Below are 15,586 nucleotides of genomic sequence, written 5' to 3'. Positions count from 1 at the left end.
ATCTCCCGCGGGCGCAGACCCGCCGACGCGATCGCCTCCCGCGCGGCGGCAACGATCAGCGACTCCAGAGTCTCCTCGGGCAGACGGCCAAACGGGGTATGACCCCAGCCCACGATCTCCACGTCGTCCACGTCGGATCCCTTCAGTGCGTGCCCGCGGCCAGGGCGGTGAGCCTGGTCAGCACGATTTCCGGGGAGGCCTCGGTGGGGATCTCACCGAACCGGAACCCACGCTTGGCGGCGGCGTCGAGCAGCCGGGCGGCCTCGCTCGTGTCGCTCCACACCTCCGCTGGCAGTCCCCCGCCGTAGCGCCGATCATCGGGCAGGACGCCGGCTGGCAGGTGCGGCAGGAGCAGCAGGTCACCGGGCAGCTTGGGGTCGAGCTGGTCGGGGTCGGTCACGCCGTTCAGTCGGACCGCGGTGATCCAGCCGTAGTGCCCGGCCGCGGCCAGCAGACTGGACCAGGCGTCGGTCTCGTCCTCATCCGGCCCGCCCGCCGTGTCACAGGTGATCTGCAGCCCCCGGACCGGCCGGTCCGCCACCGAGCGGATCACCTCCAGCAGGCCGGTCGCGACGTCGTCGAGCGCGTCGAAGTCGATCCCCGCACCGGACGCGAGCAGCCTGCGCGGTGACGGGCAGTCCAGCACCAGGTCGACACGATCGCCGAACTGGTGCAGCAGCGCGTCGAGAGTGTCGGCCAGCACGCGGCGCGGCGCCGGCAGCTCCAACGCCGCACAGACGGCAGCGGCCTCGCTATCGCCGACGAGGTGGCGGGAGAACGGACCTGAAACGTTGACACCGTACACATCGGACCGCAGTAACCGGTGTGCCTGTGCACTCGCCGCGACCAGCGTGGCCGGGTCGTCATACCAGCGCTCGGGGGCGCCGGCGAAGACCCTCCACACGTACCGGTCGCAGTCCAGCCAGGTCAGGGTGTCGCGCCTGGCGTGGATCCAGTCGTCCACAGCGTTCATCGTTCTCCCGCCGTCCTCATCAGTCCCGCAGCATCAGGCCCGCGCCGTCAGCCCTGCACCGTCAGTCCTGCAGCTCCGCCAGCTTGGCCTCCAGCTGCGCGATCCGCACGTCCTTCGGGTCGGGCATCATCACCGGCACGATCGCGTCCGCGGGGCAGGTGTCCTGCGGAGTGCCGCGGAACAGCACCCGCGGGTCGCCCCAGGAGCCGAAGAACGGCACGTCGGCCGGAGGCGTCTCGGTCTCCCATTCCTTGACGAACTCCGCATACGGCTTGCCCCGCCGCAGCCGAGCCGCCCGCTCGGCCTCCCGGGCCGCCGTGGTGCCCTCGGCGTCCAGCACGGCGGTGTCGGGGTTGAGCACCACGTGGTAGATGTCGCGGACKGTGTCCATGGACACCAGGCCGTCGCGGTAGTCGGAAGCCACCAGCTCGGGATCGCGTTCGAGCACGTCCCCGTAGCCACCGCCGGTGCCCTGGGTGAGCATGTACAGCTCGCCGCGCTCGGCGAGCTCGAACTGCATGCCCATGTGATGCGTCGAGTAGGTCGCGTCCGGGAACGGACGCTCGTTCATCAGTTCCTCGACGGTGTAGCGCAGCAGTTCGCGCTGGTTGTCCATCACCTTGAAGATGTCGACATTCTTGATCTTGCACAGCGGGTAGGTGCCGGGGCCGTAGCCGCCGAAGATGCCGTGCGAGCTGGGGAACTTCGAGCCGATGCTGCACGCCATGAAGCCCCACATGGCGCTGTCCTTGACGGTGGCGATCTGCTGGTAGCCCTGGCCGCCGCGGAACTTGCCGAAGCCCTGGTTGTCCCGCATTACCCTGTTCGGCACGATCTTGAGAATCGGGACTTCTTCCTCGATGAGTTCCTGCTCCCCGATGTCGGCCATGGGCGCGAAGATCGGGGCGACCGCGTGCTCGCCGTCCCGGTTGGACCGCGCGGCCCCGCCCATGCCGTTGAGGTCGGCGCACACGTTGCCCACCAGCTCGCCGTGCTGGGTGACACCACCGTAGATGAACGTGACGATCATGTTGAACCAGCCGGCGATGACGTCCGTAGAGCGTTCACCCGCGCTGTAGAGGAGCTTCGGCGTCGCCAGCTGGGCCGCGGTGAAGGAGGGGAAGAACGTCATCATGCTCTGCGCGTTCGGCGCCTCCGGCGAACAGTTCAGCGCCGACCGCGGGTCGGTGAGAACAGTCATCGGCTCGAACACCGCCTGGTTTCGCGGCAGGTCCGGCCACACGAAGGTCAGGAACTCCTGGGCCAGCATGCCCTTCATCGACGAGAGGATCGTGTTGTTGGCCCGGTTCAGGAATTCCGGCGACGAGCCCCGGAAATCCAGGATCAGCTCGTCGTCCTTCTTGGTCATCGCCAGTCTGATCTTGACCAGGCAGTTCTCCCGCAGCGTCCCGTCCGCGAAGACGTTCTGCCGCACGGTGCCCTCCGGCCACGACCTCAGCCGGCGGCGGACCTCGTCGGCGGTGTCGGTCAGGGTGCGCCGCAACGTGGCGACGACCGCGTCGACACCGTACTCGGCGATGGTGTCGTGGATCCGGTCCCTTGTCCGCATCGCCGCGTACAGCTTGGCCTTCATGCCCTCCAGCTGCAGCTTCGGCTCGCGCACCGAGTTCTGCAGGAAGGTCATGAGGTCACGGCGGAACGTGTAGTTCTCACCGACCTTGATCGGCGAAATCTTCAATCCCTCGTCGAACGGGGACTCCGCCGCCGAGGGCATACCGCCGGGTTCGGTGGCGCCGTTCTCCCCCTCGTGGCAGACCGCGCCGGCGAAGCAGATCAGCTGCCCCTCGTGGAAGACCGGGATGAGGATGCTCTGGTCGGTGTTGTGGACGTTGCCGTAGCGGGCGTCGTTGTGCATGAAGACATCGCCCTCACGGACCCCGACCGTCGGCTCATCCACCCAGTACTTGACAATGAACTTGACCGGGTGCTGCGTGAGCACCGAGAACAGCAGCACACCACCCATGCTGGACAGGGCGAGGTCACCCGAGGCCGTCCACACCCCGGAGATCAGGTCGCCCCACTTCGCGCCGGGCGCCGCGCCCATCTGCTCGACCATGTCGAAGGACTCGTTACACGCGGTCTGCAGCTTGTGCCGCACCAGGTTGATCTGCTCGGGATCGGTGAACCGCGCGAGCGCCTCCGTTTCGCGGGGCGACTCCGGGGCGAGATGGTGGCTTTGCATGATCTCGGGGTCGGGCCCGAGGAACAGGACGTTTTCTTCGAGGAACTTCTCGACGACTGACTTGCCGTCAGCGTGGTCGGGCTGGCTCATGAATCTACACCTTCTGCTAAGACGTGCCTGGCGGGCGAGGGCGAGCGGCTTCCCAGGCCCGACACAGGCCACGCGAAACGGACGAGGGGGTTGATGACGCCGACCCTGCTGATTCCCATCAGCCTGACGGCGTGTTCGGCTCAGTACAAGAACTTTCCATCAATACGCGCTAGCCGGCCAGCTACGACCATCGGATCGCAGCATGTTATCCGGAGATGACCGGCTTGCCGAGCGGCAGACCCTTCCCGCCGGTCTCGGCGGACATGACGGCGAGGTAGAGGTAGGCCGCTACCGCGGTGAAGCCGAACACCAGGTAGCCGCCGGCGTGGGTGAGGGCGGTGCTGGTGTTGATGGTGCCGAGCAGTAGCAGCAGCAGCGCGCCGTCCGCGAACCCGAGCAGCAGGGTGAAACTGCTGGGCAGGCGCAGGGTGGCCACGGTGACCAGGACGAGGGTGACCAGCCAGCTGATCAGCCACAGCTCGGTGGTTCTGGTGATCTGGGTGGCGGGGATGTTGTACCAGTTGTGGCCGAGGCCGAGGCCAAACGCGGCGTAGCTGCCGTAGAACCCGAAGAACACCGCGAACAGGCTGGCCAGGGGGTTCTGCCCGAGCGCCGCCGCCCAGATCGCGGCGACCAGGAGACCGACGGCGGCGGAGGTCAGGATGATCGGCAGTGCCGCGCCGGCCGCGGCGGGCGGAAGCCAGCCGGTGTCGACCAGCCCGAGGCCGAAAGCCCCGGCGATGACGGTGGGGAGGCCGAACACGGCCGGGTTGCCGCGCAGCGGGCTGAGGGGCGGCGGAGCGGGTAACGAGACGGGTAAGGCCTCGCTCTCGTTCAGTAATGGCTGTTGGGGACTGGAAACGGTGGCGCTGCCGGTGCTGGTGGTCATCGGGATGAAACCTCCTGAACGGGCAGCCCGCCTACCGGGCGGCCTGCCGGGCATGCTGCGGGTACGGGCGGCGGAGGGCCGGGCGGGCCGCGGCGGAACCGCCGGRCAGCGCCCAGCCCTCCTGGTTTTACTGGTTATGCGAAACGGATGAGGGGTTTGATGACGCCGTCCTCCTTGGTTTCCATCATGCTGAAGGCACGTTCGATCTCGTCGAACCCGAACTCATGGGTCGTCATCGGCGTAGGATCCACCCGGCCGGAACGCATGAGGGTGAAGATTCGCTCGAGCCGATCGCTTCCGCCTGGGCAGAGCGACGTCAGGATCTTCTTGTCCGACATACCCAGGCCGAACGGTTCCAACGGGATCTGCAGCGGTGCCGGGTTCTCACCGTGATACCCGATATTCGATATCCGGCCACCGGGTTTGGTCACCCGGATGCAGTCCTCGAAGGTCTGCGGATGACCGAGCGCCTCGATCGCGCCGTCCACGCCGACGCCGCCGGTGAGATCGAGGATCTGGTTCACCACATCACCAGCGGCGGGGTCGACGACCACGTCCGCGCCGAATCGACGTGCCAGCTCCTGCCGTTCGGGCCGTCCTTCCACGGCGATGATCAGTCCGGCGCCGAGCAGCCGGCAGCCGATGGTGGCGGATAACCCTACCGGCCCCTGAGCGAAGATCGCGACGGACTCACCGAGCCGCAGCTGCGCGTTCTCCGCGCCACCGAACCCGGTGGAGAGCATGTCGGTCGCGTAGACGGCTTTCTCGTCGGGCAGGTCGGCCGGAATGCGAGCGAGGTTGGCGGCCGCATTGTTGACGAGAAAGTACTCCGCCATGTTGCCATCGCGCTGCGTGGTGAATTTGTACCCACCGAGCATTCCCTGGCACTGGGTACTGAAACCCCGCTGGCAGGGGCCGCAGTGAAAGCACGGCGTAAGCGCCCCGACCGCTACCCGCTCACCGGCCTCGAATCCAGTGACCGCGGCGCCCAGGTCGTGGACGACACCGACCGCCTCGTGCCCGAGAGCGCGGCCTTCGGGAACGGGAATGGCGCCCCGGACGGTGTGCACATCGGAGGTGCAGATAAGCGCCGATGTTGTCCGTACGATCGCGTCAGTTGGCCCTGGCTTCGGTATGGGCTTCTCGATGACGCCGGCCTTGCCGATGCCGAGAAACGCCAGTGCCTGCATGGTGGCTGGCATGGTTACCAACCTCGCTTCCCACGTCTCGCTCAGATGGTCCGAACGAGCACCGCGGAGCCGGTAYGGCCGATGGTCAGCTGCCATCCGGGTTCGGCGAGGTAGGTCGTGCTCGGGGTTTCGATCAGGGCGGGGCCCTCGATGACGTGGCCTTCTTCGAGGTCGGCGAAGTCGTAGACGGCAGTCTTGACCGCGCCGTCGATGCCCGGGTAGTGGCATTCCCGCCACCGGGCGGGGTTCGACGCGGGGCGCGGCTCGGCCTGGGTGGGCTGCAGGTCGAACTTGTCGCGTTCGACGTAGCTGACCACGCGGATGACGTTGATGCGCACACCGGCCTCGGGCGCCTGGCTGCCTTCGCCGTACCGCTTGGCGTAGATGCTGCTGAACAGGTCCAGCAGCTCGATCACGTCGCGGTGTGAGGTGAGCCGCTCGAACGGCGACACCACCCCGATCTGGGCGAGCTGGTTGCCGTAGCGCATGTCCARCTCCACCCGCGAGCGGATGTTGGCGGGGTCGGCGCCCTGGCGGAGGAGGTCGTCGCGGCCCTTCGCGGCAAGTTCCGTCACCGTGTCGTTGAAGACCTGGAAGTCGTCCAACATCCTGCGGGTGGTGGCGTCGTAGACCATCAGGTACAGCGAGTACTCATGAATGTGCAGCTGGTTCATATTGCCGGCGCCCAGCGCGGAGAACACCGAGCTGAACGGCGGGATCAGCACATTCTGGATGCCCAGCGTGTTGGCGTATCCGCAGGCGTGCAGCGGACCACCGCCGCCGTAGCTAAGCGCGACGAAGTTCTTCGGGTTATAGCCCTTGACCGCGACCTCCTTGAAGATCGCGTTGGCCATGTTGCTGTCCACCTTGCGCTTGATCGCCTTCGCCGCCTCGATCAGGCTCAGTCCGGTGGGCTTGCAGATGTGCTCCTCGATGGCCCGCTGCGCCCGGCGCAGGCTGAGCTTGATCGTGCCACCGGCGTAGTTGTCCGCGTCGAGGTAGCCCAGCACCAGGTTCGCGTCCGTGGTGGTCGGGAACCGCCCGCCCCGGCCGTAGCAGGCCGGGCCCGGGTCGGAACCGGCGCTTTCCGGGCCGACCTCGATGGCCTCCCACAGGCGGTCGTAGCGGGCGATGGAGCCACCGCCGGCGCCGAGGGTGTGCAGGTAGGTCATCGGGGTGGAGACGAGCCAGCGGTCGATGACCGGGTTGAAGTCGTAGAACTTCACCCCGTCGGAGGTGACCAGGCCGATGTCGAAGCTGGTGCCGCCCATGTCGGTGGCGATGATGTTGGGCTGGTGGTAGGTCTTCGACAGGTAGTTGGTGGCCTCCAGCCCGGCGACCGGCCCGGAGTGGATGGTCTGCAGCGAGGAGGTCGAGTTCAGCTGGGCCATGCCGCTGGTGTTGTGCACCAGCAGCATCGGCTTGGTGTAGCCGTTGCGGCGCAGCTCGATCTCCAGCGACGCCAGCCCGTGGTACATCTGGCTGTGCAGGTAGGCGTCGATGACCGCCGACATGGTCCGGGCGTACTCACCCTTGCGGCCGGTCACCCGGTGCGACAGCACGATCGGGATCGCCCCCAGCATGTGCGTGGGGTACTCGTCGAGGATGATCCGCTCGACTTCCTTCTCGTGGGCCGGGTTGATCACCGCGTTGACCAGCGCGACCACGAACGCCTGCGCGCCCTCGTCCACCAGCTTGCGCACCTGGCGGCGCACGTCGTCCTCGTCGATGGACAGCACCGCCGTGCCGCCGTAGTCGACGCGTTCCTGCACGCCGGCGATCCGGGTCACCGGCACCAGCGACACCGGCCGGTCCGCGGCGGGCAGGTCGGACTGCTGGGCCTCGGTCAGCCCGTCGCCGTAGCCACGGGCCCGCATCAACGGCACGGTCGATTCGAAACCGGCGGTGGTGAGGATGCCGACCGCCGGACCGCTGCGTTCGATGAGCGCGTTCGTCCCGAGGGTCGTGGCGTAACGCACCGCGTCGACGGTCGAGAGCACCGTCTGCACATCCAGGTCCGCCTGGGCACTGGCCTTTGCCAGGGCATCCATGAAGCCGGAGGCGAGGTTGTGGTGCGTGGTCAGCGACTTCGCCTCGATGTAGGTGTCGTCGTAAACAAGAAAGCAGTCGGTGAACGTGCCACCGATGTCAACACTTACCTGCCGCATGTCCCTAGCCCTCCACAGCGCTGAGGTGGCGACGCTTCAACGCGTCGATATCGAGTTCGAGGTCGTGCGTCAGCGGATGACCAGGCGGCAGGTACTCGTTCTCCACCTGCGTCCCGCAACCCGGGCAGTAGAACTCGACGATCCGGCACCAGGCCGGGTCGGGGGCGTAGGTGAACTCGTAGCTCTCGTCCAGGATCGGCCGGTGAATCTCCCGCGGGTCACGGTTGTGGACCAGCAGCCCGGTCTTGTAGTTCTCGCGGGCGTTCGCGATGTCATGCCCGCACACCCGGCAGGTCCATCGCTCGGTCGCCARATTAATCGCGAGATACTCGGTGATGTTCACGGTGGACTGCTGCTCGCTCACTGCTGGGCCTCCAGGATCAGGTCAGAGTTGCTGCTCACCCGGAACCCCCACCCGGGCTCGATCAGACAGGTCAGATAGTCACCCGCGACCAGCGCCGGCCCCGCGGCTCCCTGCCCCGGCTCCAGATTCTCCGGACGGTAGACCGCAATCTCCTGCTCGTTACCGTCAGCGAAATGGATACGACGCGATCCGTCCGCGGCCGCCGGCTGCACCGTGCCGTGTTCGTCGGCCACCAGCTCGAAGGTCGGCAGCGGATACCAGGCCCGCACCACCAGCTGATCGGCCTGCCCGGGAGACGACCCGTCGGTCCACGTCTCGTCCCGCAACACGCCGTCGACGATGAATCGGCCGCGGGTCTCGACAGTGCATTCGTCGATGGACACGCCTTCACCGAACATGTCACGCCGCGCGCGGGTCAACAGATCGTCGCGGGCCGCCTTCACCTCGACGTCGACGCCCGGCATCGGCACGCTGTACTCGTGCGCCAACCCGCTGAAACCGATACCGAACGCGCTGAACACCGCCGACAGATGCGGCACGATCACCCGTGCGATCCCCGCCGCCCGCGCGATCCCCGAGGCAAGCACCGGACCGGCGCCACCGAAGGCCAGCAGCGTGGCCTCACCCGGCTCACGACCCGCCGCGGAGATCATCTCCTTGACCGCGGCCCCCGCCTGCTCCTCGAACACCCGCAACACCGCGAGCGCCGCGGCCTGCGCCGACAACGACAGGGGCTCCCCGACATGGGTCAGCAACGCCCGCTCCGCCCGGGCCGGGTCCAACTTCAGATCCCCACCCAGATAGTTGTCCGGGTCCAACACCCCGGCAAGCAGCAGGGCATCGGTCACCGTCGCATCGGTGCCACCACGGCCGAAAGACGCCGGGCCGGGCGCGGCACCCACACTGCGCGGACCGATCTGAATCTGACCGTTGACGACCTGGACCACCGAACTGCCACCCAGCCCGATACTGCTCAGGTCCGGAATCGGCAGCGAGGTCTGCGCCGAATCGACCCGGCCGTGCGCGTGCACCGTCAGGGCCTTGTCCACCACGACCGACACGTCGGTCGTGGTGCCACCCACGTCCACCCCGACCAGCACGTCCGCGCCGTAGAGCGAGGCGTAGGCGACGCTGCCCTCCAGCCCACCCCGCGGCCCGGAACCCCACGTCTTCAACGCCGTGGTCTTGGCCACCCGGGCCGAGTCCCCGTCATTCCGGAAGATCAGCAGCGGGCGAGGCAGCCCGTTCTCCCGGCACGCCTTCTCCGCGCCGTAGAGGAAGTGCTCCATCCCCGGGTGCAGGTAGGAGTTCAGCACCGCGGTCAGCACCCGCCGCGCGTCGTCGACGTCGTGCACAAGCTCATGCGACAGGGTGAACGGAACCGCGCCCAGCAGATGCCGCGGGTACCGCTCCAACAACAGATTCTTGATCGCCCGCTCCGCCGCCGCACTCCGCAGCGCGATCACGATCCGCGAGGTACTCGTCGCCAACAGTTCGTTGATTGCCGTCGTGAACTCCGCCAAGCCCACCGACCCGTCGGCGCCCACCGTGATCCCGACCGGAGAATGCGGCACCAGCGCCTGCCACAGCGAGGCGTCGACCAGGTTCGCAATGCCGTAGACGTCCTCCTCCGCACCGCTGTCGACCAGCAGGGCGACCGGTGCGCCCTTCCGCTCGACCACGGCGTTCGTACCCGACGTCGTCGAATAGCGCAGGTACTCCGTCTCGCGCAACAGACGAGCGGTGTCCTCCTCGCCATACAGCCGGTCGGACGCTGTCCGCAGCCCGTCGACGAAACACTGCGTTAAATCGTGCGGGGTCGTCGGCGTCTTCGCATGCACGATGCGCTCACCGTCCGTCACGCACACATCGGTGAACGTGCCACCGTTGTCGATATTGACCAGGATTCCCATCGRCCCTCCGCTGCATCGTTGCGTGAAGTGGGTCACAACTTTGCAGCCAGCGAAGGGTGGTTGCACCACTCCTAGGGGTGGCTGGGAGATAGAAATCGGGTGGTTAAACGCAATGCTGTTGGCCCAGAGCCACGCCCAACCTCGCCAGTAGTCCTATCTAGTAGTTTCACGAATACCATAGGTTACGTCCAAGGGCTATTCTCCTGGTTGATCGGTTCGCGCCCGAGGGCGGGACGCGAGGCCGGCCGGCCCCGCTCACCGGGATGGCCGTGCCGGCCGGGCCTCCCCACGCCCCGCGATTCAGGTGGTGTCGAAGCAGCCGTCGAACTCGAACACCGGGTTGATCACATAGGTGCCCGTGGTGGCCTTGATGGTTAGCGGACCGACAAGCTTAGATGGGCCGCCGGCCTGGTAACAGCCGTTGGAGCGGACCTGGAGCTCGAACTTGCCGTTCTGGGGCTTTCCGGCGCTGTCGGTCCAGCGGAGCTGGCAGATCCAGTCGCTGCCGGCGCCCCGGTCCGGTACCTGGGGGCCGCCTTTGTCGCAACTGGCCTTGGCGGCGACGGCGGCCGGGGTAAGGCCGGGGTGACCGAGCAGGGCCTGCTGGTGGGTGTAGAGGTTGGCGAAGACGGGACCGAGGGAGTTTTCGACGCGGGGCCGGGTGACGTCGGTGGCACAACCGGCCAGGGCGACGGCCAGCGCGACGGCCAGGGCGACGGCCAGGGCGACGGCCAGGGCGGTCGCGGCGCTGACGGCGGACGTCGCCCGGGTCAGTCGGACGAGGGCAGGTCGGACGAGGGCAGGTCGTCGCATCGGGGTCAGCCTCCGGTGATGTCGCGCCGACGCAGCGCCGTGTAGGCGACCGCCAGGCAGATCGCGATGTAGCCGACGCTGACCAGCGCACCCTGACCCAGGGGCCCGTAGTACGGGTGCGCCGCCAGCAGGCCGTGCCAGGCGTCGAACGGGGTGACCAGCAGCAGGTGGCGGATCGCGTCGGCGCCGTTGAGGAACGAGTAGAGCTGCATGAGCAGCCCGAGGATGATCGGGCCGACGATCCCGGCGGGGCTGCTGCGGGTGAGTACCGACAGCATGATCCCGAGGGCGGTGAAGCCGAGTAGCGGCAGCAGCGCGGTCGCCCACGCGGCCAGCACCAGCCCGGCGGTCCGGCCGGGCGGCAGCAGGGTGCCCGAGAGGCTTTCCAGCGGCTGGTGACCGACGAGCAGGACGCCGGCGGCCAGGCAGCTGGCCGCCAGAACGGCGAGGACAAGGACCGCGAACGTCGCCGCGGCCAACGTCTTGGCCCAGAAGATCTGGGTGCGGCTGTGCGAGCGGGTCAGGATCGTCTTCCAGGTGCCGTGCTGGTCCTCGCTGGCGAAGATGTCCCCGGCCACCAGGCTGGTCAGCAGCGGGAACACCCATTGGGCGGCGAAGCCGAGGATGAGCAGCGGGGTCGCGAAGCCGCTGGCGTGCACCCACCGGCCGTACAGGGTGTCCTTCGGGACACGGTCCTGGCGGTCGAGCAGCACGACGAACACGCACGGGGCGAGCAGGCAGACGGCGAGCGTCGCGCGGGTGCGGGCCTGGGCGGCAAGCTTGGTGACCTCCCACCGGTAGGCGCTCGTCACCCGGCCGCGGCCGGCCGGACGTGCCCCGACCGTCGCCGGGGGCGTGGTGGTCGTCGCGGAGGCTGTGCTTGTCGTGGTCACCGGGTCGCTCCGAGGCGGGCGTGCTGCTGGGTTGGCAGGTCGGCGGCGGTCCGGTCGGGTTCGGTGAACATGAAGAACAGCGACTCCAGTGGCGCGATCTCCAGTCCGAGGGTCCGTACGGCCACACCGTCCCGGCCGAGAGCGATGATGTAGGCGTCCGCGGCCGCGGGCTGGGCGGTCAGCGCCAGCCCGCCGTCCGGGTGAGTCGACACGGCTACGCCGGGATGGTCGGCGGCCAGCTCCAGCGCCCGGTCGTCGTCGCTGGTCGCCAGCCGGTGGGACGGGTCCGGCGCCTGGGCCCGCAGCTGGCCGATCGAGCCGTGGTAGACCACCCGGCCGGTGCGCATGATCGTGACGTTGTCGCAGATCTCCTCGACCTCGTTCATGTTGTGGCTGCTGAGCAGCACGGTCAGCCCACCCGCGGCGAGCCGTTTGACCAGGGCCCGCATGTCGCGGATACCGGCCGGGTCCAGGCCGTTGGCCGGCTCGTCCAGCACCAGCAGCCGCGGGTCGCGTAGCAGCGAGGCGGCCACCCCGAGCCGTTGACGCATCCCGAACGAGTAGCCGCCGACCTTGTCCCCGGCCCGGTCGGCAAGATCCACCAGGTCGAGGACCCTGTCGATCCGGCTGTCGGCGTCACCGCCGTCGAGTCCGGCCAGCAGCTCCAGGTTCCTCCGGCCGGACAGATATGGATAGAAACGGGGGCTCTCGATGAACCCCGCGACCCCGTCCAATGTCGCCGGGCCGGCCTGGGCCCAACTGCGACCGAACAGCCGCAACACCCCGGCGTCCGGGCGGATCAACCCGAACAGCATCCGCAGGAACGTCGTCTTCCCGGCACCGTTCGGGCCGAGGATGCCGTAGACCTCCCCGACGTCCACCCGCAGATCAACATGATCCACCGCAGTGAGACCGCCGAAGCGTTTCACCAGGCCGGTGGCCTCCACCGCCGGTACGCCAGCCGCCATACGTCCCTCCCTCAAGATATCTACTACTCGATGAATAGTAGACGCGCGGGTGCGCGGCAGGCGGCAAGGGCCGGGCCGGGTGGAGACCGATCCAGTGCCACCGAGAGGCCCGCTACGCGGATGGTCGGCAGCGGGCCAGGGCAGGCCTGTACCACTCGACCGTTCGTACTATCAACGCGATAGTAGTGAGTGGTCGCAAGCGACAGCCGCGAGCGACAGCCGCGAGCGACAGCCGCAAGGAGGGCAACGGATGGCGAAGCGGCGGGAGCCGGGAGCGCTCGAACGAGAGGTGCTCGCCGCGATCGCGGCGGCCGGCCGGCCGCTCACCCCGACCGAGACGCTCGCCGAACTCGGCGAGCCGCTGGCCTACACCACCGTGATGACCACGCTGGCCCGGCTGCACGACAAGGGCGCACTCACCCGGCAGCCCGCCGGCCGCTCCTACGCCTACACGCTGGCCGCCGAACCGGAAACCCTCGACGCCGCACTCACCGCCCGCCAGATGACCCGCCTGCTCGGCGCTGGCGCCAACCGGGCTGAAGCCCTGGCCCGCTTCGTCGCGGATCTGCGTCCCGAAGACGAACAACTCCTCGCCGACATCCTCGCCAGCCACCACCCGCGGTCAGAGACGGACGGCGGGCAGGGGCTATGACGGCCGTCGCGCTGATCCCGTTGGCCACGAACCTGCTGCTGGCCGTCAGCGGCGGCTGGCTCGGCCGGCGGTTGCCGCCCGCCGCCGCCACCCGGCTGCTGACCCTGGCCTGTCTGGTCACCGCGTTGGCCACCGGATTCGTCCTGGCCGTCGCCGCCTTCACCCTGCTCGCCCAGCTGCCCCTGCTCACCGCGGTCGGGCACTGGTCGGCCACCATGATCCGCGGCCACGACCCGCTACCCGCCGCGGCCGGGCTGGTGCCGGCCGCCGTCGTCGTCGGGCTGCTCGCCGCCGCCGCCCGGCGCGCCGCCGCCCTCGGCCAGGACCTCGCCGCCGCGGAACTCACCTGCCGGCGGCTCGGACCGTCGCCTACCGGCCTCGTCATCGTCGAGGACGACCACCCCGACGCCTACACGCTGCCCGGACTGACCGGCCGGATCGTGGTGTCCACCGCCATGCTGCGCGCGCTGCCCGCCGACGAACGCCGCGTGCTACTCGCCCATGAACGCTCCCACCTGCATCACCGCCACCACGCCTACACCCAGCTCGCCGACCTCGCCGCCGCCGCCAACCCGCTGCTGCGGACACCCGCCGCCGCCGTGCGCCTCGCCGTCGAACGCTGGGCCGACGAAGACGCCGCCGCTGTCACCGAAGATCGCGCTGTGGTCGCCCGGGCCTTGGCCCGCGCCGGCCTCGCCCGCACCGGCATGCCGACCACTCCGACCTCGGCACTCGGCGCCGTGCACACCGACCTCACCCACCGGGCGCGGGCGCTGCTGGACCCGCCTCCCAAACCACGCCCCGCCCTGGCCGTTGCCCTCGCCGCGCTCGTCCTGGCCACGGCCGCCGCCGCCGCCGACACCGCCCACACCACCGAGCACCGCTTTGAACACGCGCAGGCAGCCTATGCGCACCGATCCTGACCGGACGAAAAGCCGACGAGGTCACCCGTGCGTGTCGGGGTCGCGACCCGGCGCGTCGATGCCGGGCGCTCCCCACAGGGGAAACCAACGGGACAGGTCCGGTTCGATCGGGAGCTCACCCGCCAGCATCTCCCGTACCTCCAGCTCGGCCGGATTGTCCCGACGCTGGTCACCGGCCGGCACGAACGGGTACCAGGTGCCGCGTTTGTAGAGGTAGATCAGCCCCATCGGCCTGCTGCCGTCGGTGAACCCGACGACGGTGCACAGCAGTGCCGGGCCGAAGCCGGCGTCGCGCACCGTGGCATTCGCCGCGTGCAGGTCGGTGACCAGGCCAGCGAGGTCCTGCTCGCCGGTCCGTCGCAGCAGCCAGCTGTACCCGAAGCTGTCCGTGCGCCGCTCGTACCGGCCGCCGTCCATGCTCAGCAGCCGGTCGATCTCCTGCGCTACCCCGGTGAACGCGCCGCCTGACGCGGGTTTGACACAGACCGCTCCGACCCCGGTCGGTCGCCATGAGCTGGCGGCCTGCAGGATGACGGCGGCGGCTGGGAGCGTGAACAGCCGGTCGAGGTCCGGCGGGACGGGCCGGGTCCGGCCGAGAAGCACGTCGAGGATCCGCATGATCCGGCCTGCTTTCTACCCGGGTCACCGAACTACCCGGGTCACCGAACTACCCGGGCTCACCGAACTACCCGGGCTCACCGAACTGGGCGGGCTCACCGAACTGGGCGGCCAGCCGGGCAAGCTGGGCCAGGCGGGCATCCAGCGGCGGATGGGTCGAGAACAACGAGGACAGGCTGACGCCGTTCGCCAGCGCGGGAGCGAAGAAGAAGGCGTTGAACGGTTCGGCGGCCCGCAGGTCGCGGGTCGGGATCCGGGAGATCTCGCCGGTGACCTTGGTGAGCGCGGCGGCGAGCGCGGCCGGCTGGCCGGTGAGGATCGCCCCGGACCGGTCGGCGGCGAGCTCCCGGTACCGCGACAGCGCCCTGGTCAGCAGGAACGACAGCGCGTAGACGGCGGCGGAGACGACCACAACGACGAGCACGACGAGGGCGCCGCTGTCCTCGTCATCGTCACCGCCGTCACCGCCGTCACCGCCGTCGGACCGGCCGAAGCCGCCGGCCATCCCGGAGTAGAGACCGAATCGGGTGACCAGACCGGCGAGCACCCCGAGAAACGACGCGACGGTCATGACGGCCACGTCCCGGTGCGCGACGTGGGACAGCTCGTGGGACAGCACCCCCTCCAGCTCGTCGACCTCCAGCCTGCGCAGCAGCCCGGTCGTCACGCAGACGACGGCGCGTTTCGGGGTCCGGCCGGTGGCGAACGCGTTCGGCAGGTCGGTGTCCGCGACCGCCACCACGGGCTTCGGTAGGTCGGACAGCGCGCAGAGCCGATCCACGACGCCGTGCAGCCGCGGCTCCTGCGCCGGGCTGACGATGCGCCCACCGGTCSCGTACAGCGCGATGCGGTCCGAGAACCAGTACTGGGCGGCGAGCAGCCCGCCGGCGATCGCGACGACCAGGACCGGTGACACTCCGACGGCGATC

The 15,586-nt window shown here is 68.9% G+C and carries 14 protein-coding genes; 2 read left to right on the top strand and 12 right to left on the bottom strand.

Annotation, left to right across the window (positions count from 1 at the left end; genetic code table 11):
• Positions 1-142: 142 nt before the first annotated feature.
• The 10 genes from KBI5_RS19275 to KBI5_RS19230 all read right to left on the bottom strand — a co-directional run bounded on the left by KBI5_RS19275 (position 143) and on the right by KBI5_RS19230 (position 12,464).
• Positions 143-973 (bottom strand): hypothetical protein, encoded by an 831-nt coding sequence (locus KBI5_RS19275; protein ID WP_011436657.1) that lies wholly within the window; start codon positions 971-973, stop codon positions 143-145.
• A 61-nt stretch (positions 974-1,034) separates the two neighbouring features.
• A complete protein-coding gene (locus tag KBI5_RS19270) occupies positions 1,035-3,266 on the bottom strand; it encodes a hydantoinase B/oxoprolinase family protein (protein ID WP_011436656.1) in 2,232 nt (743 codons plus the stop codon).
• 205 nt (positions 3,267-3,471) lie between these two features.
• Positions 3,472-4,155 carry a GPR1/FUN34/YaaH family transporter gene (locus KBI5_RS19265; RefSeq protein WP_011436655.1) on the bottom strand — a complete coding sequence of 228 codons (684 nt, stop codon included), beginning with the start codon at positions 4,153-4,155 and terminating at the stop codon, positions 3,472-3,474.
• A gap of 134 nt (positions 4,156-4,289) precedes the next feature.
• Positions 4,290-5,357: an NAD(P)-dependent alcohol dehydrogenase gene (locus KBI5_RS19260; RefSeq protein ID WP_011436654.1), complete on the bottom strand. Its 1,068-nt coding sequence runs from the start codon at positions 5,355-5,357 to the stop codon at positions 4,290-4,292.
• A gap of 29 nt (positions 5,358-5,386) precedes the next feature.
• Entirely contained in the window at positions 5,387-7,513 is a 2,127-nt protein-coding gene (locus KBI5_RS19255; RefSeq protein ID WP_085016028.1) for a hydantoinase/oxoprolinase family protein, read from the bottom strand.
• 4 nt (positions 7,514-7,517) lie between these two features.
• On the bottom strand, positions 7,518-7,856 hold the full coding sequence (locus KBI5_RS19250; RefSeq protein WP_035734323.1) for an acetone carboxylase subunit gamma: 339 nt from the start codon (positions 7,854-7,856) through the stop codon (positions 7,518-7,520).
• Between the two features lie 17 nt (positions 7,857-7,873).
• Complete coding sequence (locus KBI5_RS19245; RefSeq protein ID WP_011436651.1) at positions 7,874-9,790, bottom strand: hydantoinase/oxoprolinase family protein; 1,917 nt, start codon at positions 9,788-9,790, stop codon at positions 7,874-7,876.
• 300 nt (positions 9,791-10,090) lie between these two features.
• Complete coding sequence (locus KBI5_RS19240) at positions 10,091-10,603, bottom strand: hypothetical protein (protein WP_085016027.1); 513 nt, start codon at positions 10,601-10,603, stop codon at positions 10,091-10,093.
• A 5-nt stretch (positions 10,604-10,608) separates the two neighbouring features.
• The gene (locus tag KBI5_RS19235) at positions 10,609-11,496 is read right to left on the bottom strand and encodes an ABC transporter permease (protein ID WP_011436649.1); all 888 of its coding nucleotides are present in this window, start codon (positions 11,494-11,496) and stop codon (positions 10,609-10,611) included.
• Positions 11,493-12,464 carry an ABC transporter ATP-binding protein gene (locus KBI5_RS19230; RefSeq protein ID WP_011436648.1) on the bottom strand — a complete coding sequence of 324 codons (972 nt, stop codon included), beginning with the start codon at positions 12,462-12,464 and terminating at the stop codon, positions 11,493-11,495. The genes KBI5_RS19235 and KBI5_RS19230 overlap by 4 nt, the downstream gene beginning before the upstream one ends.
• A gap of 250 nt (positions 12,465-12,714) precedes the next feature.
• Between KBI5_RS19230 and KBI5_RS19225 the strand changes: the two genes are divergently transcribed.
• Positions 12,715-13,116 (top strand): BlaI/MecI/CopY family transcriptional regulator, encoded by a 402-nt coding sequence (locus KBI5_RS19225; RefSeq protein WP_011436647.1) that lies wholly within the window; start codon positions 12,715-12,717, stop codon positions 13,114-13,116.
• A complete protein-coding gene (locus KBI5_RS19220; RefSeq protein WP_011436646.1) occupies positions 13,113-14,039 on the top strand; it encodes a M56 family metallopeptidase in 927 nt (308 codons plus the stop codon). The genes KBI5_RS19225 and KBI5_RS19220 overlap by 4 nt, the downstream gene beginning before the upstream one ends.
• A 21-nt stretch (positions 14,040-14,060) precedes the next feature.
• On the opposite strand, the gene KBI5_RS19215 is transcribed toward KBI5_RS19220, so the two are convergent.
• Both KBI5_RS19215 and htpX read right to left on the bottom strand, forming a co-directional pair.
• Positions 14,061-14,657, bottom strand: a complete 597-nt coding sequence (locus KBI5_RS19215; protein ID WP_011436645.1) for a hypothetical protein — start codon at positions 14,655-14,657, stop codon at positions 14,061-14,063.
• A 67-nt stretch (positions 14,658-14,724) separates the two neighbouring features.
• On the bottom strand, positions 14,725-15,586 hold an 862-nt coding region (htpX, locus tag KBI5_RS19210), incomplete at its 5' end, for a zinc metalloprotease HtpX (RefSeq protein WP_116289960.1).

Source organism: Frankia sp. KB5 (genome assembly GCF_002099325.1).
Classification (GTDB): Bacteria; Actinomycetota; Actinomycetes; order Frankiales; family Frankiaceae; genus Frankia; species Frankia casuarinae.
Note: the sequence above shows the minus strand (reverse complement) of the source record. Positions and strands in the feature narration are given on the sequence as shown.

Excerpts from the sequence above, each read along its gene's own strand:
- KBI5_RS19265 (WP_011436655.1), bottom strand. The coding sequence starts at position 4,155 with ATGACCACCAGCACCGGCAGCGCCACCGTTTCCAGTCCCCAACAGCCA.
- KBI5_RS19220 (WP_011436646.1), top strand. The coding sequence starts at position 13,113 with ATGACGGCCGTCGCGCTGATCCCGTTGGCCACGAACCTGCTGCTGGCC.
- KBI5_RS19260 (WP_011436654.1), bottom strand. The coding sequence starts at position 5,357 with ATGCCAGCCACCATGCAGGCACTGGCGTTTCTCGGCATCGGCAAGGCC.
- KBI5_RS19275 (WP_011436657.1), bottom strand. The coding sequence starts at position 973 with ATGAACGCTGTGGACGACTGGATCCACGCCAGGCGCGACACCCTGACC.
- KBI5_RS19240 (WP_085016027.1), bottom strand. The coding sequence starts at position 10,603 with ATGCGACGACCTGCCCTCGTCCGACCTGCCCTCGTCCGACTGACCCGG.
- KBI5_RS19230 (WP_011436648.1), bottom strand. The coding sequence starts at position 12,464 with ATGGCGGCTGGCGTACCGGCGGTGGAGGCCACCGGCCTGGTGAAACGC.
- KBI5_RS19215 (WP_011436645.1), bottom strand. The coding sequence starts at position 14,657 with ATGCGGATCCTCGACGTGCTTCTCGGCCGGACCCGGCCCGTCCCGCCG.
- KBI5_RS19225 (WP_011436647.1), top strand. The coding sequence starts at position 12,715 with ATGGCGAAGCGGCGGGAGCCGGGAGCGCTCGAACGAGAGGTGCTCGCC.
- KBI5_RS19245 (WP_011436651.1), bottom strand. The coding sequence starts at position 9,790 with ATGGGAATCCTGGTCAATATCGACAACGGTGGCACGTTCACCGATGTG.